Here is a 23,517-nt window from a genome sequence, read left to right as displayed (position 1 = left end):
ACTGATTAGGAAGTAAATAGAAAATGGTTGAATTAGAGTTTCAGCAAAAAACCAAAACCCTGATTGACAGCTTAAAAAGCATCTGTGCCAACTATGGTTTAGGGAACGACGGTAACGAATTTAAAATCATTACCCAAACCTTTTTGTATAAGTTTTTAAACGACAAGTTCGCCTTTGAAGCCAAAAAGCTCGACGACACTATAGCTAAAGCCGATAAGTGGGAAGAAGTGCTAGTAGCCATGAGCGAAGACGACCTCGACATGCTACAACTGCAAATGGGCGGCGATACGGCACGGCTAAAACCGCAGCACTTTATAAGCTACCTGTTTAGCCAACAAAACGCGCCTGACTTTGCCAAGCTATTTGACGATACTCTTATCGACATTGCCATTACCAATAACGATGTATTCGCGGTTAAAACCGATGGCGGCGCGAAAGTGGTACTGTTCGACCGCATCAGCCAATATATTGCCGACGACTCAAAACGCGATGCCTTCTGTCGCGCCATTATCAACAAACTGGTGGAATTCAGTTTTGAGCGTATTTTTACCCAAAAATTCGACTTCTACGCCACCATCTTTGAATACCTGATCAAAGACTACAACAGCAACTCTGGCGGCAAATACGCCGAGTATTTTACCCCTCATGCGGTGGCGCGTATTATGGCCGAAATCCTCGTACCACAAGCTGAGCGAGGCACAGTACGAAATGTTGCCTGTTACGACCCATCCGCAGGTTCGGGCACGCTATTGATGAATGTCGCCCACGCCATTGGTGAAAACCGCTGTAGCATTTACACCCAGGATATTTCACAAAAATCCTCTAACCTGCTGCGTTTAAACCTGATCTTAAACAATTTGGTGCACTCTATCCCGAATGTGATTCAAGGTAATACTGTTCAGCACCCCTATCATAAGGACGGAAAAGAGTTAAAGCGCTTCGATTATATCGTCTCTAACCCACCGTTTAAGCTCGATTTCAGCGATTTTAGGGATGAGCTCGACAGCAAAGAAAACAAAGAACGCTTCTTTGCCGGTATTCCTAAAGCACCGGCGAAAGCAAAAGACAAAATGGCGATTTATTCGCTGTTTTTACAGCACATCATTGCTTCGCTTAAACCGGGCGGCAAAGCGGCGGTGGTAGTGCCAACCGGTTTTATTACCGCGCAATCGGGTATCGACAAGAAAATCCGTGAACATTTGGTGAAAAACAAAATGCTGGCGGGTGTGGTTTCTATGCCATCCAATATCTTCGCCACTACCGGCACCAACGTCTCTATTCTGTTTATCGATGCCAGTAACGATGGCGATGTAGTACTGGTGGACGCCTCAAACTTGGGCGAAAAAGTCAAAGACGGTAAAAACCAAAAAACCGTATTAACGCCAGATGAAGAAAAACAAATTATTGATGTCTTTAACGCTAAACAAGCTGTAGAAGATTTTTCCGTCGCGGTCAGTTATGCCGACATCGTAGCTAAAAATTACTCGTTAAGTGCTGGCCAGTACTTTGATGTCAAAATCGAATATGTGGATATTACCCCAGAGCAATTCGCACAAAAGATGCAGGGTTTTACCAGTAACCTAGATAACCTGTTTAGTCAGTCTCATGAATTGGAAACGGAGATTAAAAAGCAGTTGGTGGGGTTGAAGTTTAATGGATAAAACAATAGGTCTTGCTTGTAACATATCAACCGGAAAACTAGATGCCAATCAAGCGGTTTCAGGCGGAGAATATCCATTTTTTACTTGTGCTGAATTCCCTGATCAGATAGATCACTTTGCATATGATGATGATGTTGTGCTTGTAGCTGGTAACAATGCCCGGGGGAATTTTCATGTAAGTCGGTACAAGGGGAAATTCAATGCTTACCAGCGCACTTATATTCTAACCGCCAAAGAAGGCTTCAATATTGATTATGTTTATTACGCACTAAAACTCGAATTAAAGAGATTACGGGAAAAGTCACAAGGCTCTCAGACTAAATTTTTGACTATGCCAATTCTCACAGGCATCCACTTTCGCGATATTACAGGTGATGAACAAACAGAAATCGCCAATGTGTTGAGTGTCATCGACCAAAAAATCGAACTCAATAACCGCATCAACGCCGAGCTGGAAGCCATGGCTAAAACCCTGTACGACTATTGGTTTGTACAGTTCGATTTCCCCGACGCCAACGGCAAACCCTACAAAACCTCCGGCGGTAAAATGGTCTACAACCCAACCCTAAAGCGCGAAATACCGGAGGGGTGGAGCGACAAAACGCTATCTGAAATAGCGAACATCACGATAGGTCAATCCCCAGAGGGGAGTTCGTATAATGATGAAGGCGTTGGAACCATTTTTTATCAAGGTTCTACAGACTTTGGTTGGTTGTTCCCTACCACACGCCAGTACACGACAGCGCCTAGCCGCATGGCAAAGAAAGGCGACATATTATTAAGCGTTCGTGCACCAGTAGGTGATATGAATATTGCTAATACCGACTGCTGTATTGGTCGAGGCTTAGCTGCATTAAACAGTAAAACCGGCTCAGATGGTTTTCTGTTTTACGTGATGAAGTATTTTAAACAGATTTTTGACCGTCGAAACTCCGAAGGTACAACCTTTGGCTCTATCACAAAAAACGATTTGCATTCGCTGACACTTGCTTATCCAACTTCGAATTTGCTCAAAAAGTATGATGAGATCGTTACGAATTACAACAAAATGATATTTGAGCGAAGCCTCGAAAATAGAGAGCTAATAGCTCTCCGCGACTGGCTTCTCCCGATGCTAATGAACGGTCAGGTAACTGTAAAATGATCACTGACATTCATTTTCACAGTGCTTCTCGTAATAGTTTTTGTTCATGATCGTGCGAAAAAGGGGACAGGTGTAGTTATGCCTTAAACAAGCAGAATCCTTATCTGAAGCATGGACTGCATAAATAATAAAAACAAAGACATATAATGAGAATAATTGATAAATATTTAGAAGCATTAAAAACATTTGATGATTGGGTCATTGTTTCTGACTGGGCGAAGAAGTTCGGTGAAATGTACCCAGACCTCTTAGAAAAAGCCGAGTTAGAAGCCGCTAATCAACTTAATGACACCACAGGCATCAGAGAGATAGCAGCAAGGATCAGTTCTGCATTAAGCCGTGGTGCCTATGATGAGTTAGTCGAAATAGATACCAGCGATAAACCTAAACGTGTTCGTTATGTACCTGAACCGCTTCGACAAATCCATCAAGCACAAGAAATCGAAGAAGATATCGCGCCACTAAAACGTGATGACATTATTAAACAATCACTTAGTACAATGTCGACACATGAACGGTATCGATTGACTGAATTTGAAAATATAGCCAAACAACTCAAAGCGTTTTTTGGTTTGGACTTTGAAGTGGATCATGCCAAGTCATTATTAAATGCATCAGAGTCTGGTCAGCATCATCCAGATAATTTGCAGTTGTTACTCCGAGCACACAATGCTCGTAAAAGTAATGAAAACTGGGCAAGATTTTCTATTGATGAACAAATCAGTTACATAACCACAGCGATCAAATTACAAGAACTCGTCGCGGATAAACTCGAAATACATATGGAACATCGTGTACTGGATTCGTTAATAGACAGACTAAAAAGCATTTATTAGACGATTTTGAATTTTAAATTCTGCAGGGTGATGATAACCCACAATGAATGTCAGTTTTTAAATTTTGAACCGCTCTAAAATCGACACAAAAACATTCTGAATAACACGATGTGATGCTTACTGTTCGTGTCTATTAATAATTAAACAGACTTGAATAAAAACGTGATACGATTTCGCCATCCAGTTAACGGTATATCCCTGTACCTCTAATCCAGTCATGTATAAATCCGAACAATCTCTCTCTCAACGCTATGTCTTATCCCTTTTGGGGATATGCTTTTTGTCGTTGTTGTTGCTGGCTCTGCCAATAGCTTCCTATGCTAAGAGTGACTCAAGCAATGAGATTAATCACGGGCTTATTAGTCATCTTGATTCATTTAATACGCAGGGATACTTTCTTCGAATAGCTGAAATTAAAAATCAGTCTGCTGAAGCATTTTTTCCTGATATTGACTTACCTTTGTGGGCTATTTGTCACTCACAAAATCAACATCCGAAAAACTGGGGTTCAGTCTGTTTTGTATTTAAAGACATTACAGAAGCAACGCCTTTTTCTCGTTATTACCTCTATCCGCCTTTGAGGGCGCCACCTCTAGCTTAGTTTCGTCCATACAAATCGGCCCTTTGGCCAGGGCTTTTTTATTTCGAAAACGTTAGAGGTTTTTCATGAAATCATTGTCTTCACGGACCATTGTTTATGGTTTGTTGATTGTGTTCGGGCTGCTGTGCAGTTTACCTAACATTCTTCCTTATTCTTTGTCTCAAAAACTGCCTGCCTGGTATACCGACACGACCATTTCTATGGGGTTGGATTTACAGGGAGGTTCTCACCTGCTTTTGGAAGCGGACACAAAAGAGTTATTAAACAAACAATATGATTTGCTGCAGTCTGAACTGACCAGCGAGTTGCAAAAGCAGGGGATTTACTACACGAGTCCTGTCATTTCTGAGTCAGGTTTATATATACCCATTCGTAAAAGCGCGGACATCGATAAATCCGTTGAACTTGCTAGTCAGTTAGCCCGTAATTCAACAGATGGCAAAAAACGTTTTGACATCAAAAAAGAAACGGACGGGATTCAAATAAGCTTAGATCAACGATGGGTTTAATCACTTGTCACGGATGTTGTTAATCAAAGTCTTGAGGTGGTCAGAAAACGCCTTGATGAAACGGGACTGGTTGATCCGAGTATTACCCGTCAAGGCAAGCAGGATATTCTGGTTCAAATGCCGGGTGTGGCAGATCCTACTAAGATTCGTGAACTGCTTGGCACCACGGCAAAAATGACGTTTCATTGGGCAGCCACTGATACAACAAAAAATACGGTGACTTACCCAGATATCAATACGGATAGCCGCTACCGTCTCGAAACCCATGTGGCCATGGAAGGTAAACATATACGTGATGCTCAGGTAGGCTTTAATCAGAAAACCGGCGAACCCGTAGTTAATTTCAAGCTTGATAGTGAAGGCGCCAAATTATTTGGCAATATGACCCATAACAATATAGGTCGGGCACTCGCTATCGTGCTTGATGGGAAAGTCATTACAGCCCCTGTTATACGTAGTGAAATACCGGGTGGAAGCGGTGAGATTAGTGGCAATTTCACTACCGCTGAAGCGAATAATTTAGCGTTATTATTGAGAGCAGGGGCTTTGCCTGTTCCATTACATGTGATTGAAGAGCGAACCGTTGGTCCTGATCTTGGCAGTGATGCCATACAAATGGGGCTAACAACCGGCCTCTTAGGCGCAGCTATGGTGGTGATTTTCATGTTGGGAATCTATGGCAGATGGGGACTTATCGCGTGTACAGGTCTTGCTATCAACGTAGGCCTAATTTTTGGTGCACTGGGTTTACTTGGTGCAACACTAACGCTGCCTGGTATTGCCGGTATTATCCTGACCATTGGCATGGCGGTGGATGCCAATATTCTTATTAATGAACGCATCAGGGAAGAATCAAAACGAGGTAAAGCGTCTTGGAAAGCGCTTCGTGAGGGCTTTGACAAAGCGTATACCACCATTCTGGATTCAAATTTAACGACGCTTATCGCTGTAAGTTTGTTATTTATGTTTGGTACAGGACCTGTTCAGGGCTTTGCTGTGACGATAGGAATCGGCTTGGTGACTTCAATGTTTACTGCCGTTGCCGTGACACGATTACTGATGGAATGGTCTATTCGGGGTAAAGAAAAACAGCCTTTAAAGATCAACGGTTTCAATTTCTTAGATAAATTAAGTGGCAAGGGGATTAATTTTCTGCGTGGGCGTTATGCTGGCCTGACAACGTCAGCCATTTTGTCTATTGCTGCTGTGGTGTTGTTCTTTCAGCCTGGTCTGAAATATGGCGTTGATTTTACTGGGGGAACATTAGTTGAGGTTCACGCCACAGATTTATCTGTTGAACAAATCAGAAATACGCTGGGAACTCACCATTTATCAGATGCACTTATTCAGGAAACAGGGAAGGCGGGGGACTTTCTGGTCAGGCTGCCTGTGACATCAACTGCCCCTGGTGCCACATCACAGCAAGTTAATGATTTAAAAGAAGCCGTACTGACTATTCAGCCTGATGCTGACTTTCCTAAAGTCGATATGGTAGGCCCTAAAGTCAGTGGTAATTTCTCCGATAACACGATCCTGGCTATCTTGTTAGCTGGGGTAGGGATGTTAATCTACCTGACAGTGAGGTTTGAATCTCATTTTGCTATCGCTGCAACATTAACGATTGCTTTAGATTTAACTAAAACCATTGGTTTCTTTGCGTTAACAGGTGTTGAATTTAATCTGACGGCAGTGGCGGCATTGTTAGCCCTTATCGGTTATTCCATCAATGATAAAGTGGTGGTGTTTGATCGTATTCGAGAAAGCATACGGGCCACGCCGGATAAACCGATTATTCAGATGATGAATGAGAGTATTTCGTCGACATTAACCAGGACGGTATTTACGTCTGTTACCACATTTTTGGCACTTTTACCGATGGGAATAGCAGGCGGGTCAGCCGTTTCAAGTTTTGCCTTACCTATGCTTTTTGGCATAGTGATTGGTACAAGTTCATCAGTATTTATTGCGGCACCTATTTTGTATTTCTTGAGTCAACGCAGAAGCCAAAAAGGTCTGGCACTGCTGAGACCAACGACAGAAGAAATGCGTGAGAAGTTGGCTCAGATTCCTTAGAGAGGATAAGTATGGTTTGGCTATTGCTGTTAAGTGGTTTAGTACTGCTCATTGTTGGAGCAGATATGCTGGTAAAAGGGGCTGCCAAGCTAGCCGGTAGTTTTGGTGTGCCGCCATTAGTCATTGGCTTAACCGTCGTCGCCTTTGGAACGAGTGCTCCTGAACTCGCTGTCAGCGTTAAATCTGCCTGGTCCGGCCAGGCAGAGCTGGCTATTGCGAATGTGATTGGAAGTAATATTTTTAACATTCTATTCATTCTTGGTCTGGCTGCACTCATATCCCCATTACTCGTTTCCAAGCAGCTTATCAGACAGGATGTGCCTATTATGATTGCGGTATCTGCCATAGCGACGGTCATGGTATGGAATGGATTACTTGAGAGATGGGAATCAGCCATTTTGTTTTTAGCTTTACTTGCTTACACCGGTTTTCTGTTTATACAAGGTAAAAAGCAAAACGATGAAGAGGGAATAGCTGAAATAGATGAATTGCTCTCCGTGAATACACCGACATGGAAAAGCGTATTGTATTTTCTTATCGGCCTCATATTACTGGTGTTAGGTGCTCGCTGGTTAGTACAAAGTGCGATTAGCATTGCTACAGGATTAGGTGTTAGTGAAGCTGTTATCGGACTAACTATTGTTGCCGTGGGCACATCATTACCCGAAGTTATGACCTCAGTTATGGCAACAATACGAGGGGAGCGAGACATTGCAATTGGTAATGTTGTCGGTAGTAATATTTTCAATATCCTCTGTGTGCTTGGTCTGGCAGGACTCATCTCACCAGAACCATTAATTGCTGGCCCACAATTGGCAACATTAGATATACCTGTCATGTTGGCTGTTTCAGTTTTATGTTTACCCTTATTTTTTGTGGGTGCCGCATTAACCCGGTTTGAGGGATTTTTATTCCTGCTTTTATATACATCTTATGTTTCGTACATGATTTTAGTGGTTACTCAGGCTAACTTCGCAACCACATTAGAACAGGCTTTAATCTATGGCATAATTCCAGCTGTATTTATTTATGTCAGTTTTAGTTTAGTAAGAAATTTGATGCAGCGGGAGAAAAAATAATCAACGCTAGTAAGTCCGGTTTGAGACAACTATTGCAGAATACAAAATCGTCCATCTGGACTCACTAACATTTATTTATTAAAGATTGGTTTGGATCTCTGATTAACCAGAATTTGAGATCTAATAAATAAAACACGCATCCAAAAAAATGCTGAATAAGCACTTTTGAATTTAAAAATCTGCAGGGTGATTACCCAAAATAAAAGTCAGATTTTAAATTTTGAATACCTGCAAAACGCCACAAGAAACATCCTCAATGACAACGATCGATTTGTCATAACGCATATTATAAGAATAGACCAGAAGCGGATTTGAACAACTTAAAAATCGAGTCATTCGGCTCTCGTTTTCGCGTCTATTTAAGTTCGTATAATATATATTATGTTAAATCGAATAGATAATAATGCTTTCTCTAGTAGATGTGAGTATTTACATGGTTTTCTTAAGACCAACCTCTTTTGGTAGTTAAAAGCACAGATATTTGTGTTGAAGATGACGTTCAGACAGGCTCGATATGCAGCCAGAATGACAAAGAAACAAGTGGCTGAGTACCTGGAAATATCACCAGGCACAGTCGCTCGTTATGAGAAAACAAACCATGCCCCCAAAGTAATTATTGAGTGTCTTTTATTGCTTGGTGGCAAGATGCCAAGTATCGGCCGTCGGAATTGTTTTGAGGGTTGGTCTTTTGGCAATGGTTATCTGTGGTCACCCTCTGGAGAGAAATTTACCAGTGGAGAAATTCTCGCATCGCGTATGACTAGAAAATTGGCGGATGAACTTTATGAAGAGAATGTGAGGCTAAGAAAAAAAAATCATAGTCGCCAAAAAAAGAGCGATTAATTTGCATAATCGCCCCCTCTTCTTTGTATGTTCAAAATTTAAAATCTGACGTTGATTTCGGGTAATTACCCTGCAGATTTTAAAATCTGAATATGTCGATTTTAACGGTGTGCTACTTTGACGGTCGTGTTTTGCCAGACTTTGTGAACTTGTCTTTTGATTTGTTCAAAGTGTGCTGATTGTTCTGGCTGTTTATGAAGTTCAAGCATTATGCTAATGCCGTCTATCAGATAATCAGCCGCGTTCATTAATAAACTGGCTAAACGATTGGTGTCTTCGGCTCGGGTGGCAATACCGACAATAATCTGATGATCATCCATTTCAAGATCTTGTTCGACAGAGTGAATTCGAGAATGAACGGTTTCGCTTAAAAAGGCATATTCTGTGCGATATTCACTCATCAAACCGGCCATTTCAGCTTTGATAGCAGTACTGACATCGCCACGGTTAATTTCATCCGCGCTGTTTATCATGCGTTCCAAATCATTCATCTCAAGTTCGGTTAAAGCATGAATCTCGAGCTGTTTCAGATAAAAGCGTGTCAGCACTTCCCTTCTTTGATCGGTATCACCATCGGTCATGGCTTCGAGAAAGTCTTCATGACGATAAAATGCCGCGAGATTGAATAAGGCCTCTAGTAAACAACGTGACATGATTTCTGTTTCATGAATCATGCCCCGTTCGGCCATCAGCAGAATAGATTGAAAGTGAGAGAGCATGCGTTGGAAATAAAGGCTTAGATAGACTTCATTTTTATCATCAGGGTGAATGTGACAGTGATTTAAAATCGATTGCCCCAACTGGCTTAAATCTTCACAAACAAGGTATTGTGGAGTCTGGTGCATTTCAACACTGAGCGTTCCTGTTCGTGATTGCTCTGATAGAAAGCCTGTATCCTTAAAACTTGTTTGCTCTGACATAAAAACCTCTTTTATTACTTAGTGATTATCTATCTTACGCTTACCTGCCAGGCTTACAAAGCCTGATCTGTTTTTGACTCATGATTTCATTTCTGTATAACTGGTGTGAACAGATACATAGATAAGGAGAATAATATGGGATGGCGTGAAGATGGTACAGAAAAAACCTATACAGATGAAGAAGTTGAAGCACGTTTAAAACAAGAGCTTCCACATTGGTATTTAGAGAACGGCTGGATACGTCGCAAATATAAAACCAGTGGCTGGAAAAGTACCTTGATGGTGGTCAATACCATTGGTCATTTAGCAGAGGCGGCATTTCATCATCCGGATTTAACGGTGTCTTACGCATTTGTTATCGTCAAACTCACCAACCATGCAGCCAAAGGGATTACGGATAAAGATTTTGAGCTGGCCAAGAAATTTGAAGAAGTGGTGATGTGGCAACCGGGCCTGGATGATGGTGCATTAGTTGGCACCCCGGATGATGCTCGCTTTAAATATATTAAATACGATTAATGGATAGCGAGATGGATATTGATGAGTCACTAAATGTCTTTGGTGAGAAGTTAGAAAGTTGTAGTGAAGAACCTCTCACGGGGTTTTACCGTGATGGTTGTTGTAATACCAGTGATGCTGACTACGGTCAGCACACGGTTTGTGTGCAAGTTAGTCAGGCATTTCTGGAATATTCGCGTTTCCGTGGTAATGATTTAACTACGCCAGTGAAAGAGTTTGGTTTTCCTGGTTTGAAACCAGGCGATCGCTGGTGCTTATGTGCTCAACGCTGGTTGGAAGCCTATGAGCACGACATGGCACCAAAAATCTATCTGGCAGCCACACATCAGCGTGCGACTGAAGTGATTCCGCTTGAAGTTTTAAAAGAATATGCGGCAGATCTGAATTAGACCTTGTTACGTGTGACTGGTAAAAAACCTTTCTACATCTTCAATATTCTGGCTTATTGGCATGGGCGGTAAACTACGCATAAACACTTTACCGTAAGGTTTACTTAAAAAGCGGGGATCGCAGAGTACCAATACTCCTGAATCATGGGTATCACGAATGAGGCGGCCAATCCCTTGTTTCAATTGAATAACGGCAGCCGGGATTTGGATCGTTCGAAAAGGGTTACCGCCCCGCTCTTTTAAGTCATTAATACGGGCTTCCAACACGGGATCACCGGGTGAAGCAAAGGGAATTTTATCAATTAACACACAGGACAGCGCTTCACCCCGCACATCCACGCCTTCCCAGAAGCTATTGGTGCCAAGCAAAATAGCATTGCCATGACTGCGAAATTCTTCTAGTAACTGGGTTTTGGCGCCTGAGCCTTGTACCAGCACCGGATAATCAGATTCTTTCAAGGCCTCAGCAACTTCATGCATGGCTTTATAGCTGGTGAATAATAAAAAAATGCGTCCCTGGCTGTGTTCAATCACCGATTTCGCTACTTCAGCCACATGACTATTGTAGTTCGGGTGTGAGGGTTCAACCGGAATGGTGGGCATATAAAGTAAGCTTTGTTTGCCATAATCAAAGGGACTTTGCCAACTGGCTGTTACCGGATCTTCCAAACCTAACTGATGTGTGAAGTTATTAAACTTGCCTGCCACAGTGAGCGTGGCTGAAGTGAATATCCAGGCCTGCGGTTTATCTTTTATCCAGCTTTGAAAATACTGACTAACTTCTTGTGGAGTGGCATGCAAAATAAAACTCGAGCTACGGTTATCAAGCCACAACACCAGTTCTGTTTGTTCGTTTTGCTGAAATAAAGACAAACGTTCGATCAAATCCTGACTACGTTGGTGACACTGTTCCAGGCCTCTGCCCCGCTCGGCTGCAGCATCAAGTTGAATTTCCAGTTTTTCCAATGATTCCAATAAGATATTAAGCTTTTCTATAATATCTTGAGACTTCTCTAACACAGTCTGCCAGGGAACACGTTGCTCATGCTCGCCCAGGGACAGATTAAATTGGTGTAAGCGATTATCCAGTTGTTCTGCCGCACTGCGAATATCGTTCATATCGGTAGCTTCAGCTTCCATTTCACGAATGCTGTCGCGACTTAATTCCTGAATTTGATGACTGCTGACTCGATGTCCGAGGAATTGACTGGCAATTGCCGGAAGTTGATGGGCTTCATCAATAATATATGCATCGGCATCAGGTAAGACCTCACCCTGCCCCGACGATTTCAGTGCCATATCCGACATCAGTAAGTGGTGGTTAACGACTACTATATCGGCTTCCTGAGCTTTGCGTCTGGCTTCAACAATAAAACATTCGTCGTATTGTGGGCATTGCTGACCAAGACAGTTATCAACGGTTGAGGTGACTTTTGGCCATAGCGGGGAGTTTTCGTCTAATAAATCGGTTTCACTTAAATCCCCAGTAGTCGTTTTACCGCTCCATTCTCGTAAGGTTTGCAGGGTATGTTGATGGTATTGCTGACCGGGTTCAGACTCAGCCAGACCAAGACGGTGATGGCATAAATAATTACTGCGACCTTTTAATAAAGCGGTTTTTAATGGCACAGAAAGTACTTCACGAAGTTTCGGTAAATCTTTGTTAAATAATTGGTCTTGTAAGTTTTTTGTACCCGTTGAGATAAAGACTTTTTGGCCAGAAAGCATTGCTGGTGCAAGGTAGGCAAAGGTCTTACCTGTGCCCGTGCCGGCTTCAGCGATGAGAATATCGCCATGCGTTAGCGCTTCACCGACTTGCCGTGCCATCTCCAACTGTTGGATTCTGCTGGTGTAACCTGAAATGTGTTTTGATAACAAACCATTATCTGCAAATAGTTCATCAATGCGTTCGATCATGCTATCCCTATTCGTTGATTTATCATCCACACCAGACAGATACCCACGACAAAAAAACTAAGTCCACAGGCATAAGCGACTCTTTTATGCTGGTTTATCAAGTTTGCTTCAGGCTCAGTGGATAAAATATATGGCTGGTCTTTATGTGTGGAAGCTTTAAGTATGCTCAGTGGTTTTTCATGTGCCATTGCACCAACTTTTGCTTTGGCCTGCTGATAGGCATCTTTTCTGGCTTGCTCCCATTCTTGCTGGCTAAGTTGGCCATCTCGATTTGTATCATATCGATGCAAAAGATCATTGGGATCTTTTTTCCAGTCTTTTAAGGTGGAAGTCATCATATTTTTTAAACTCGAATCTTCAATGCTGGCTACGGTTTGAAACTCGCCCAGCGCATAAAGATATTCCCCTTCCAGAATGCTCCACTCGGTATAACGACGAGCAGGAAAGCTATCTCGTTTATACCAGCGTTTTTTTCGCTTGGTGATGACGTTGGCATCATCCGGATCAATCACGCACTGATCCGAGCTGTCATCTAACAGGAAAATATCATCACTCGTGTGTGTTTTGATAACTTTCCAGCGTGACTTGATACGCCCTTTTCCTTCATATTCAGTGACTTGTTCTTCGATGGTATAGCGAAACCAGACACATCTTGTCCCAGATATCGGCGAAATAATCGGTGGCCCTTCCATCAAACCAGTCGTACCAATTAATTCAACATAACCTTGCGGTGCTGAGCGGATTTTAGCCGTTGGCACGTTTTCGATCAGTCTGGCATATTGATAGTGTTTTACCATCTGATAAAACAATACGATCACTATCGCTGATAAGACCGCCGCCGCAATATAAAACTCAGTAACAGTGAGCTTGTTTATCTCAATAGAAAGTGAGGCCAGCCAGTCCTGCATCTAACGTTCAAACAAGCTCTTGATGTCCAGGTCGACAAGTTCTTCAGATGTAAATTCGAGCAAAGTAAACGATTTAAAACCAAAAAAGCGCGCCAGGATAACATCAGGAAACTGCTCGATACGGACATTATTGATATTGACGCTTTCATTATAAAATTCACGGCGATCAGCAATGCTGTTTTCCAAGCCGGTAATCCGTGCCTGTAAATGCTGGAATGATTGATCTGCCTTCAGTTCGGGATAGGCTTCTGCCACAGCAAATAAACTACCCAGTCCCATTCTTAATGCGCCTTCGGCAGAACCTAACGCTGAAATATCGCCATTTTGTTGGGCAGAGGCGACCGAAGCACGTGCCTGCATGACTTTTTCCAAAGTGTCCTGCTCATACTGCATATATTGACGGCAGGTTTCAACCAGTTTGGGGAGTTCATCGTGACGTTGTTTTAGTAATACATCAATGTTTGACCAGGCTTTACTGACATTGTGTTTCAACGTGACCAGATTGTTGTAAATGATAATGAGATAGACGATTAGAACAACAACAACTGCCCAAAATATAAATCCGGTAATAGTCATCCATTTTCCCTCAAATAATTAGTCGTCCTGGTTGTCCCATACTTCGGTTTCCGACCCATTTTCACGTGTCCATACCCGTTCACCGATAATTTTGAACTGTGCAATCGACATGGCACCGCGTTTTTTTCGGTTACTGTCTTTTTTATTATCTAAGGCTTCTGCGATAGCTTCGCGGCTTGCTTCATAGATTTCATCGACTTCATAGTGCTCATCAAACAGCACTAATACAGCGAGGTCCCAATCCTGCTCTGGATTTAATTGTCCAATTCTTGGGCTGGCTTTACTGCTATCAAAAATCGCACGCCCTTTGATAATAATGCGTTTATCCTGACGACTACCCTCTTTACCCGTCGCATCAATCGGACTGTTAGGATCATTAATCAGAGAAAGGTTGAGTGCTCGAGCAGCATCAAAACGGGCAATCTCGCCCGTAATAGGTAAGGTACTTCCGGTCGCCTCACGGTATTTGGCCGCGAGCTGTCGGGTTTCATGCATTAATTTATCAATGGAATAGAGGTCCATATCTACCTTGAATGTTTTTTCATTTGCCACCGATTATACATGGCAAAAAAAACGGTCTGTCCAGTTAAATAGACAGACCGTTTAAAACTTGAGGCTGTGAATATCTCCTCTTATAAAGAGACCACAGCTAACTCATTGAGTTTCCAGTTTTTATTTTTTTGCATCAAGTTCTTTTTGGTAATATTTGTGAACCAATTTATCTTGATTTTCCAATAAATAATCGATGCTTGGTTCGTTATTCATGGCTTTTTCGATAGCACGGCGAGTCGCTTCGCGGTGAATATTGAATAAAGCTTCGTGATCTAAATCTTCAACAGTCACGATGCTTGGGTTCAACCAAACAGAAACGATGATACCTAAATCATTCGCTTTTTCTTTTGGAATAGTGCCGTTACGAACCGCATCTAATACACCATTAGCGATGGCGCCTTGAACTGTACCCATCAAAATATTGGTATACGCCGTTTTCTTAACAGTCACTTTACTGACCATTAATGTCGCAGGTTTAACTTGCATGTCAGTGTTCATCAGCGCTAATACGCGTGAGTGACCTTGAACCTGGTCGCCCATCAGGTTAGCAAATGCGGTACCAAATGGACCGTCTAATTCACCGATGACCACTTCTGGCTCAGCTGCTGTAAAAGCAGGACCACCGGCAACTAGTGCTTCACCTGTACGCATGATAATTCTATCGCTCATAGGATAATTCTCCTGTTGGATTGCTAAAAGATGAAGTAATTATCCCGGTCTAGGCACGAGCTCGCAACCTTGATTGGCTTTATCGTCTTGTTCAACAAGGTTAAACTACTCTTTTTTTGTTGAATTCGATCATGGCTGAAATAGCAACTCCCTACGAACGTATCGGTGGCGAAGCCGGTGTTAGACAATTATGCAAAACCTTTTATGAGGTTATGTGTGAGACACCCCAAACACAACATATTCGCGACTATCACCCAAAAGACATCAGCATCAGTGAAGAAAAATTATATTTATTTCTGACTGGCTGGTTGGGTGGCCCTTCCTTATATACGGATAAATACGGTCATCCCAGACTCAGAGCTCGGCATCTCCCCTTCTCTATTGGTATAGAAGAGCGTGATCAATGGTTGTATTGCATGGCGCAGGCATTGAAATCGATGGATTTAGATCCGTTATTTTCAGAGCAACTCATGGCGTCGTTTGTGCAAACCGCTGATTTTATGCGTAATCGTCCAGAGACAACTGAACAATGAAAATCGGCGCGCTAATCATTGGTGATGAAATTCTGAGTGGCAAGCGTCAGGATAAACATTTCGCTCATTTGCAATTGGTTCTGGCCAAACGTGAATTAGAGCTTAGCTGGACCTTAATTGTCGGTGACGATCCACAACAACTGGAACGGGCCTTACGCTTTTCAATGAGCAGTCCTGATCTGGTGTTCAGTTTTGGTGGTATTGGTGCTACACCGGATGATAGAACCCGCCAGACGGCTGCTTTGGTGAAAGGTGTTGAGATTAAACCTCATCCTGATGCAGTCAAAGCAATTGAAGGTCAGTTTGGTGAAGATGCCTATCCTAATCGTATTTTGATGGGCCACTTACCCGAAGGCAGCCGAATTATTCCCAATACTATCAATCGCGTGCCTGGCTTTAGCTTGGATAACCATCACTTTATGCCAGGGTTTCCAGAAATGTCATGGCCTATGTTGGAATGGATTTTAGATACACATTACCCACACTTGCAGGGTTTACGTCCGAAATCTGAAAGAATTATTACCATTACCAAAGGTCGTGAGTCAGATTTACTGCCAACAATGAATGAAATTGTCGCCCAGTATCCACAGTTAAAATTGTCGAGCTTACCTAAACTCGGCGCTGAACCTCAGATTGAGTTCAGCTTGCGTGGTGACGCTGAACAGATTGAAAAAGCCATGCAACATGTGATTTCAGCGGTTGAAGCAGCCGGTTTTATCTGGTCTGACTATACGCCGGGTAAATAATGAAACCATAAAGGCAGCGTGACCACACTTAATAAAGTCGTCAATGTGACTGCCGCAGCATACAGTGGACTATCCAGTTGGTAACGTTCACAGATCACTACACCAAACACCATGGTCGGCATTGCGGCCAAAAGCACCACGGCCAGCGCGATATCAGCAGGTAGATCAAACCAACCGCCCGTAAAAAAAACGGCAATCGGCACTAGTAATAAGGTAATTACAGCAACGGGGAGTAACAGTGGTAAATATCGCAGTCTCAGGCTGTCCCAGCGAATGCTCATGCCCAAGGCAATCAACATCAGTGGCACCACACCGCCTGATAATGTGCTTAATGTGTGATGAATCAATTCAGGACGCGGCACATGTAGCACGTTTAATAAAAGCGCAATCACCACCGCCCACAAAGGTGGCACTCTGGTCAGTTCTTTTAATGGATGGACTTTATGCTGGCCGGCCCCCCCATAATAATGAGCCATTAAAATGCCAAAGGTCATCAAGGCTGGCGTGCAGGCAAACAAGTCATATTGCAGCACAATGGCATTACTCCATGACCCCAGTACCTGATTAGTGACAGGTAAACCTAGATAAGTCACGTTCGGAAAGATGGCAGCTAGCATTAGCGCACCTTTCTGTTCGGGTGTGGTTTTGATAAACCGCAGTAAACACCACATGATGATGCCTGCTGTCAGCAATCCAGAAAATGCTGTGAGAGAAATTTTCAGTGAGGTCCCGTCAATCGGCGCGCCCCAAATGACATCAAGCACCAGAGCTGGCAGCAAAATAAAGAAAACCAGATCGGTTAAGGCACGGCGATGCGCCAGGGCTGGGATGTGTCTTGGTGCCCACTGTTTCCAGGCAAAACCACAGGCAATAAGCAGGCCCATCTGCACTAACACTAATAACATCTGTATCGCCTATAAATGAAACGTAGATCGTAGCAATCTACCTGCTGAAACAAAAGTGTTATCGCCCGTGATGACGGCGCTTGCTGTGATGCCTTGGTCAGGGTATTGTTAGCGTTTTGGTGATAATTCATCAGATTCCATCAAGTTAGCCGATATATATCAGGCACTACTTAAATGGCCTGAACATCGTAATAAGGAAATCAATATGTCACTTTCTAAGCAGTTGTTAATTCTAATCAGCTTACTTTTTCTGATTGTTTTTTCAGCAAGCTTTGTGATCAGCATGGGCAGCATCCGTGACTATCTCGAAGTTGAATCTGAAATACATATGCAGGATACCGCGACATCGCTGGGTCTTTCACTTAGCCCACATATGGAAGATGAAAATGATCCGATATTACAAACGATGATGAACGCGATTTTTGATATGGGTTACTACCGAGAAATGCGTCTGGAAGACATTGATGGAAAAACGCTGGTCAGCTTAAAAAATCCGGTCAAAATGGAAGGTGTACCGCAATGGCTGATCAATTGGTTGCCGATGAAATCCGCCACGGCCTCATCTGAAATCAGCTCAGGCTGGTCAATCTCCGGCACATTGTATGTCAGCAGCAACCCGGCTTATGCTTATTTGAAACTCTATAAACAAGCGAAAGAAACCCTACTTTACTCAGCCATTATTTTTGTCGGTGCCTTTGCTTTGTTAATGTTGGTGTTACGGTTTACGCTACAACCACTTAAAGCGATACAAAAACAGGCTAACGAAATTTCTTCCGGTCAATTTACCACCATTGATCGTTTACCCTGGACGCGAGAAGTCCGCCAGGTCGCTCAATCCATGAACAGCATGTCAGTCAAGATTGGCGATACCATTACTCGCCTCAATCAACGGCTGGACTCACTCAATGACAACCTTAAACGTGACACTCTGACACGATTGCTAAATCAGGCCACGTTTACCGCCGATGTTAAACGACGCCTATCCAGCGGACATACAGGTTATGTCAGCTATATCAAATTTCTTGATCTGGCCGCTATCAGCAAACAGAAAGGTAATCAGCTGGCAGATACGCTACTGAAAGATATGGCTCGTATTCTGAATAATGCGGTGGCAGGTAATGGTCATGCCTACCGGCTCTATGGTGCTGAATTTGCGATTATTTACGATGAATCTGATATCAATCTCATTCAGTCATTTGCTAAAAACCTGCAACAAGCACTGACAGAGTTGGCTGAGCATTATGAAGTGGAAGATCTGGTTCACTTTGGTTTAGTGAAATTTGACCGCACCAGCGAGTTTGAACGCTTAATGCCGGCATTGATCGAAGCTTATGAACAAGCCCGTATTATTGGACATAATGCCTTTTTCATTAAAGATGATTCGATCAGTTCCTTATCTGAACAAGAATGGAAAGCGGTTATCACCCATGCTATTAATCGTGATACACCCGAAATCTATTTCACCGCCGAAGCCTATAATTACGATGGTCCCAAGCCTGTCAAAGTGATGCAGGAAGCCTTTAGTTTTGTTAAAGATAAAGCCGGTAAGACCTTGTCTGTTGGTACTTTTTTCTCTATGGCACAAGAGTTTGGTCTGGCAGAATCTGTTGACCGCTGCATTGTGAACAAAGTCTTGCTCAAAATGGAGCAAGATCATATTACCTGCCCTGTCAGCATCAATCTGACCATGGATTCTATCGATTCAGCCAGTTTCCATAAGTGGTTGGAATCTCGCATCGAGCAGTCAGTTATTTCTGCTGAGTTACTGACTTTTTCTGTTTCGGCCTATGCCGCTACCAAAAATCTAAAAGCCTTCACTAATTTCAGTCGTTTTGTGAAGTCATTGGGCGCTAAGAGTCTGATAAAGCGTTACTCTGCAGATATTATTGCGGTCGATGAGTTGCGTCATTTGCATCTTGACTACATCAGACTGGCACGTGATCTGACGCAAAATATTCGTGGCAACGCCAGTAAACCCGACTTTCTGGAAATTATGCATGAAGTCTCACGTTTGCTGGATATCAAAGTACTGGCTGAGGCAGTGACAGCGGATGAAGATTTTAATACGGTTAAACAAGCTGGCATTTACGGTATCAGTCGTTAAAGTCTGAGCTATCCATGCTGTTAAAACGCCCCTTGTCATTATTGGTGATACTGACATTTTTGTTATTGTCGTTGCCGCTTGTCGCTGACCTCAATATCAGTTCACGCGTATTGGACAAGATTGAGGCGCAATATAATAAATTTGCCCGCAAGCGTGTTGAAGACTGGCAAAAACTGGTGGCAGAAAATAAGGACTTACCTGAAGCGGAAAAACTTGAGCTGGTGAATCAGTTTTTTAATACCAATGTGTTGTTTATCGACGATATCGACCTCTGGAACAAAAAAGACTATTGGGCAACGCCACTGGAAATGCTGTCAATTGGGGGTGGTGACTGTGAAGACTATTCGATCGCGAAATATTTCACGCTAAAAGAATTAGGCGTGGATGAAGATAAATTACGTATCACTTATGTTAAAGCGAAAGAACTCAATCAAGCCCATATGGTGCTGACCTATTTCAAGACAAAACGCTCTGTACCGTTAGTACTGGATAATTTAATCACCGACATCAAACCAGCCACTCAGCGTAATGACTTAACCCCGGTTTATAGCTTCAATGGTACCGGTTTATGGCTGGCAAAATCACGTGGGGAAGGCCAGCGTGTCGGAGGATCTTCCCGTTTGTCTTTGTGGCAGGACTTAGAAAAACGTATGCAAAAACAAGCAGAAGAAGCTACTAGCGAATAATGCCACTGGCGCTGAGAGGTAACTGCCAATAATGTATCTCGGCGCCAGCAAAACTCGACGATAAACCATCAAGAACCGTTTTTACTCGTTCATCATCAAGTTCTACCCAGTAAATCATTTGTTTGCGTTGCCCCTCTACCTGTTCGCTAATACTCATCGCATGACCAGCACCATGACCGGAGGCCAGTTGCGAGGTAAAGCCATCAATCTGCGGATGAAGTAATAACCAGTCGCTTAATGCTGCTTCTAACGAGGGTTTTACGATAAGAGCTAATAGACATTTCATTTTGCGACTCCAAATCGTCTGAACAAGAGTGGCAGTAACACCAGGGTTAATAAGGTGGCGCTAACTAAACCGCCTATCACCACAATAGCTAGCGGCCGCTGAATTTCTGAGCCCGGCCCGCTTGCGAACAGTAAAGGCACAAGACCAAAGGCAGCAATCGTCGCTGTCATCATCACTGGTCTTAAGCGGCGCATCGCACCCTCTCTGACCACGTCATCTACTGCCATACCTGTTTCTAACAGCTCATTAAAGTAACTCACCATTACCACGCCATTTAATACAGCAATGCCGAGTAAAGCGATAAACCCCACAGAAGCTGGCACAGATAAATATTCACCCGTCAGCCAAAGTGCAGTGATTCCGCCCACCATGGCAAATGGCACATTACTCATCACCAATGTAGCTTGGCGTAAAGATCGGAAAGTGGAAAACAATAATAAGAAAATTAAAGATAAAGCCACAGGAATGACGACCATTAAGCGTTTTGCGGCTCGCTGCTGGTTTTCAAACTGACCACCCCAGGAAAACTGATAGCCGCTCGGTAAATCGATATCTTTTGCCACAGCGGCCTGAGCTTCTTCTACAAAACTGACTAAATCACGATCGGCCACATTCGCGACCACCACCGACATTCGCTGTCCTTGCTCTCTGCGAATAGATACTGGTCCTTCGACCCGTTTTAAAGTGGCCAGATCCGAGATCTGTACTTGTCTGTTGCCCGCCACGTTCAATCTCGCATGGGCAAATAAGCTCACCACTTTCTGTAAACTGCGTTCGCCTTGAATCATCAGTGGATAGCGTCTGGCACCCTGATAAATCGTGCCTACCTGACTTCCCTGAATTAACATTCGTAGTTGCGGCAGAACGTCTTCAACACTTAAGCCGAGACGGCCGAGCGTTAATGCATTCAGATCAATTTGATAATACTGAGCACCATCATTCTGACTGGTGATGACATCTTCCGCACCGCGAATACTGGACACAACTTGCACAACACGTTTAGCTAACTCATTGAGTGTGTCACCATCTTCACCAAATATTTTGATGGCCAGATCGCCTCTGACGCCGGTAAGCATTTCAGACACACGCATTTCAATTGGCTGTGTAAAGCCATAATTCAACCCCGGAAACTGCTCCAGAACCTGCCTTATTTTTAGCTTTAGATCTTCTTTTGTTGTTACCTGCCATTGCTCACGAGGCTTGAGGATTAAAAACATATCCGTTTCATTTAGGCCCATCGGATCCAGGCCGAGTTCATCTGCACCGGTTCTGGCAACTACGCCGGTGATTTCAGGCACATTTTTTAATAATGCCTGTTGCACGCGCTTGTCTAAAGCAACGGATTGTTCCAGGGTAATTGAAGGCAGTTTTTCTAATTGCACAATCAAATCGCCCTCATCCATAACTGGCATAAAGGCCTTACCCACTTGGGTGTATAAAACAGCGGCAAAGGCGAGTAATAACAACGCAATCATCACCACACTTTTTGTATGATCCAGTGACCAGGCTAATACCGGCGCATAGAGCCTTTTTAATACTCTGGGTAAAAATGGCTCATCATGAGACACGTGTTTCAATAAAAAAGAGGCCAGCACCGGAATCACCGTCAGTGATAAAACTAAGGAACCAGCCAGTGCAAACACAATGGTCAACGCCACAGGAATAAACAGTTTGCCTTCCAGGCCCTGTAAGGTCAGTAATGGCAGAAAAACAATGACGATAATAATGATGCCTGAGGTAACTGGCACCGAGACATTTTTTACTGCACGATAAATCAAATGCAGTCTTGGCAGCACCGCTGCACGTGATTTATCCGCTAACTGTGACACGATGTTTTCAACCACGACTACCGCAGCATCAACCAGCATACCAATGGCAATCGTTAGTCCACCTAAACTCATCAAGTTGGCTGATAAACCAAACTGTCGCATCATGATAAAAGTGATCATGGCTGAAAGCGGTAATACCAGTGCAACCACAATCGCCGCCCTGAGATCACCCAGAAATAGCAGCAGAAAGACCAGAACCAGCACCACCGCTTCAATCAATGCTTTGTTCACACCATGAATTGCATCTGCGACTAGCTCACCACGGTTATAAAAAACATTGATGCTTACATCATCTGGCAAGGAGGATTGTAATTCGGCGAGCCGTTTTTCAATACCGGCTACGACTTTTTTGGCATTCGCACCTCGTAAACCCAACACCAAGCCTTGTACCGCTTCGCCCTGTCCATTGGCACTGACTGCACCATAACGCGTCAGTGAACCAATTCTGCATTCCGCGACCTGTGAGAGTAAAACAGGTTCATCGGCATCGGACTTCACCACCAGGCGTTTTATATCGTCCAGATTTTGCAGACTACCCTGAGCACGAACCAGTAACACTTCTTCGCCTTCATCAATGCGTCCCGCACCATCGTTACGGTTATTGTTTTCCAATGCCTGTTGGATATCAGCAAGGCTGATATTTAATGCGGCAAGTTTGGCTAAATCCGGGATAATTTCAAAGGTTTTGACATAACCGCCTAATGAATTGACATCAGCCACCCCCTCAACACTGCGTAAGGCTGGCCTGATGACCCAATCCAATAATTCACGCCGTTGCATCAAATCCAGCGTGGGACTGTTCACGGTAAACATGAACATTTCACCCAACGGAGTCGTTAACGGTGCCAATCCTCCCTGAATATCGGTGGGCAAGGTATCTTTGATAGCTGATAAACGTTCAGCCACTTGCTGACGTGCCCAATAGATATCCGTGCCCTCTTCAAAATCCACAGTAATATCGGTCAGACCATATTTCACTACAGACCGTAACATGCGTTGTTTGGGTATCCCCAGCATCTCAACCTCGACCAGGGCGGTAATGCGGCTTTCGACTTCTTCCGGTGTCATACCCGGTGCTTTGAGGATAATTTTTACTTGTGTTGTCGAGACATCAGGAAAAGCATCGATCGGCGTATCGTTAAAGGCCTTCCAGCCAAAACCAATCAGAACAACCACCAGAATCAGCATCATCAGACGCTGCGTCAATGAAAAACGAATCAGACCATCCATGT

The 23,517-nt window shown here is 43.4% G+C and carries 22 protein-coding genes and 1 pseudogene; 14 read left to right on the top strand and 9 right to left on the bottom strand.

Annotated elements, in window-relative coordinates:
• The first annotated feature begins 23 nt into the window (after window positions 1-23).
• The 8 genes and pseudogenes from MAMP_RS05730 (at window position 24) to MAMP_RS05705 (ending at window position 8,746) form a co-directional block, all read left to right on the top strand.
• A complete protein-coding gene (locus MAMP_RS05730) occupies window positions 24-1,661 on the top strand; it encodes an HsdM family class I SAM-dependent methyltransferase (RefSeq protein ID WP_007145056.1) in 1,638 nt (545 codons plus the stop codon).
• A complete protein-coding gene (locus tag MAMP_RS05725) occupies window positions 1,654-2,805 on the top strand; it encodes a restriction endonuclease subunit S (RefSeq protein ID WP_007145055.1) in 1,152 nt (383 codons plus the stop codon). Before MAMP_RS05730 ends, MAMP_RS05725 begins: the two co-directional genes overlap by 8 nt.
• Window positions 2,806-2,951: 146 nt before the next feature.
• Window positions 2,952-3,641 carry a hypothetical protein gene (locus MAMP_RS05720; protein WP_007145054.1) on the top strand — a complete coding sequence of 230 codons (690 nt, stop codon included), beginning with the start codon at window positions 2,952-2,954 and terminating at the stop codon, window positions 3,639-3,641.
• Window positions 3,642-3,921: 280 nt separating this feature from the next.
• Window positions 3,922-4,242, top strand: coding sequence for a hypothetical protein (locus tag MAMP_RS16035; RefSeq protein ID WP_007145053.1), 321 nt, complete (start codon window positions 3,922-3,924; stop codon window positions 4,240-4,242).
• A gap of 65 nt (window positions 4,243-4,307) precedes the next feature.
• Window positions 4,308-4,751: a preprotein translocase subunit SecD gene (locus MAMP_RS16380; RefSeq protein ID WP_007145052.1), complete on the top strand. Its 444-nt coding sequence runs from the start codon at window positions 4,308-4,310 to the stop codon at window positions 4,749-4,751.
• Window positions 4,752-4,772: 21 nt separating this feature from the next.
• Window positions 4,773-6,824: pseudogene (gene secD / locus MAMP_RS05715) on the top strand (protein translocase subunit SecD); the annotation flags it as partial.
• A gap of 11 nt (window positions 6,825-6,835) precedes the next feature.
• On the top strand, window positions 6,836-7,903 hold the full coding sequence (locus MAMP_RS05710) for a calcium/sodium antiporter (protein ID WP_007145050.1): 1,068 nt from the start codon (window positions 6,836-6,838) through the stop codon (window positions 7,901-7,903).
• Window positions 7,904-8,428: 525 nt separating this feature from the next.
• Window positions 8,429-8,746, top strand: coding sequence for a hypothetical protein (locus tag MAMP_RS05705; protein WP_007145049.1), 318 nt, complete (start codon window positions 8,429-8,431; stop codon window positions 8,744-8,746).
• Window positions 8,747-8,847: 101 nt separating this feature from the next.
• On the opposite strand, the gene MAMP_RS05700 is transcribed toward MAMP_RS05705, so the two are convergent.
• Complete coding sequence (locus MAMP_RS05700) at window positions 8,848-9,666, bottom strand: DUF5677 domain-containing protein (protein WP_007145048.1); 819 nt, start codon at window positions 9,664-9,666, stop codon at window positions 8,848-8,850.
• 135 nt (window positions 9,667-9,801) lie between these two features.
• Here MAMP_RS05700 and MAMP_RS05695 point away from each other — a divergent pair, with 135 nt between their 5' ends.
• Both MAMP_RS05695 and MAMP_RS05690 read left to right on the top strand, forming a co-directional pair.
• Window positions 9,802-10,185, top strand: a complete 384-nt coding sequence (locus MAMP_RS05695) for a 4a-hydroxytetrahydrobiopterin dehydratase (RefSeq protein ID WP_007145047.1) — start codon at window positions 9,802-9,804, stop codon at window positions 10,183-10,185.
• A 17-nt stretch (window positions 10,186-10,202) separates the two neighbouring features.
• Complete coding sequence (locus MAMP_RS05690) at window positions 10,203-10,574, top strand: DUF2237 family protein (RefSeq protein ID WP_272941592.1); 372 nt, start codon at window positions 10,203-10,205, stop codon at window positions 10,572-10,574.
• A gap of 6 nt (window positions 10,575-10,580) precedes the next feature.
• Here MAMP_RS05690 and MAMP_RS05685 read toward each other — a convergent pair whose 3' ends face one another.
• The 5 genes from MAMP_RS05685 to fae form a co-directional block, all read right to left on the bottom strand.
• Window positions 10,581-12,491, bottom strand: a complete 1,911-nt coding sequence (locus tag MAMP_RS05685; protein WP_007145045.1) for an ATP-dependent DNA helicase — start codon at window positions 12,489-12,491, stop codon at window positions 10,581-10,583.
• Window positions 12,488-13,399 (bottom strand): hypothetical protein, encoded by a 912-nt coding sequence (locus tag MAMP_RS05680; RefSeq protein WP_007145044.1) that lies wholly within the window; start codon window positions 13,397-13,399, stop codon window positions 12,488-12,490. The genes MAMP_RS05685 and MAMP_RS05680 overlap by 4 nt, the downstream gene beginning before the upstream one ends.
• Entirely contained in the window at window positions 13,400-13,975 is a 576-nt protein-coding gene (locus MAMP_RS05675; RefSeq protein WP_007145043.1) for a LemA family protein, read from the bottom strand.
• Window positions 13,976-13,993: 18 nt separating this feature from the next.
• Window positions 13,994-14,527 (bottom strand): hypothetical protein, encoded by a 534-nt coding sequence (locus tag MAMP_RS05670; protein ID WP_237701193.1) that lies wholly within the window; start codon window positions 14,525-14,527, stop codon window positions 13,994-13,996.
• A gap of 120 nt (window positions 14,528-14,647) precedes the next feature.
• Window positions 14,648-15,196, bottom strand: a complete 549-nt coding sequence (gene fae, locus MAMP_RS05665; protein WP_007145041.1) for a formaldehyde-activating enzyme — start codon at window positions 15,194-15,196, stop codon at window positions 14,648-14,650.
• Window positions 15,197-15,327: 131 nt separating this feature from the next.
• Here fae and MAMP_RS05660 point away from each other — a divergent pair, with 131 nt between their 5' ends.
• Entirely contained in the window at window positions 15,328-15,729 is a 402-nt protein-coding gene (locus tag MAMP_RS05660) for a group II truncated hemoglobin (RefSeq protein WP_007145040.1), read from the top strand.
• The gene (locus tag MAMP_RS05655) at window positions 15,726-16,475 is read left to right on the top strand and encodes a competence/damage-inducible protein A (protein ID WP_007145039.1); all 750 of its coding nucleotides are present in this window, start codon (window positions 15,726-15,728) and stop codon (window positions 16,473-16,475) included. Before MAMP_RS05660 ends, MAMP_RS05655 begins: the two co-directional genes overlap by 4 nt.
• Here the strand turns inward: MAMP_RS05655 and MAMP_RS05650 are convergent.
• Window positions 16,457-17,380 (bottom strand): AEC family transporter, encoded by a 924-nt coding sequence (locus tag MAMP_RS05650; protein ID WP_007145038.1) that lies wholly within the window; start codon window positions 17,378-17,380, stop codon window positions 16,457-16,459. The two genes, MAMP_RS05655 and MAMP_RS05650, sit on opposite strands and share 19 nt — an antisense overlap.
• 205 nt (window positions 17,381-17,585) lie before the next feature.
• On the opposite strand from MAMP_RS05650, the gene MAMP_RS05645 reads away from it, so the two are divergent.
• Both MAMP_RS05645 and MAMP_RS05640 read left to right on the top strand, forming a co-directional pair.
• On the top strand, window positions 17,586-19,484 hold the full coding sequence (locus MAMP_RS05645) for a bifunctional diguanylate cyclase/phosphodiesterase (RefSeq protein WP_007145037.1): 1,899 nt from the start codon (window positions 17,586-17,588) through the stop codon (window positions 19,482-19,484).
• A gap of 14 nt (window positions 19,485-19,498) precedes the next feature.
• Window positions 19,499-20,170: a transglutaminase-like cysteine peptidase gene (locus MAMP_RS05640; RefSeq protein WP_007145036.1), complete on the top strand. Its 672-nt coding sequence runs from the start codon at window positions 19,499-19,501 to the stop codon at window positions 20,168-20,170.
• Here the strand turns inward: MAMP_RS05640 and MAMP_RS05635 are convergent.
• Both MAMP_RS05635 and MAMP_RS05630 read right to left on the bottom strand, forming a co-directional pair.
• Entirely contained in the window at window positions 20,160-20,456 is a 297-nt protein-coding gene (locus MAMP_RS05635) for a DUF3240 family protein (protein WP_007145035.1), read from the bottom strand. The genes MAMP_RS05640 and MAMP_RS05635 overlap by 11 nt on opposite strands.
• A complete protein-coding gene (locus MAMP_RS05630) occupies window positions 20,453-23,515 on the bottom strand; it encodes an efflux RND transporter permease subunit (protein ID WP_007145034.1) in 3,063 nt (1,020 codons plus the stop codon). Before MAMP_RS05630 ends, MAMP_RS05635 begins: the two co-directional genes overlap by 4 nt.
• Between the last annotated feature and the right edge of the window lie 2 nt (window positions 23,516-23,517).

The sequence above is a fragment of the Methylophaga thalassica MP genome (genome assembly GCF_000214595.1).
Lineage (GTDB): Bacteria > Pseudomonadota > Gammaproteobacteria > Nitrosococcales > Methylophagaceae > Methylophaga > Methylophaga thalassica.
This window is presented reverse-complemented; position numbering and strand designations above follow the sequence as displayed.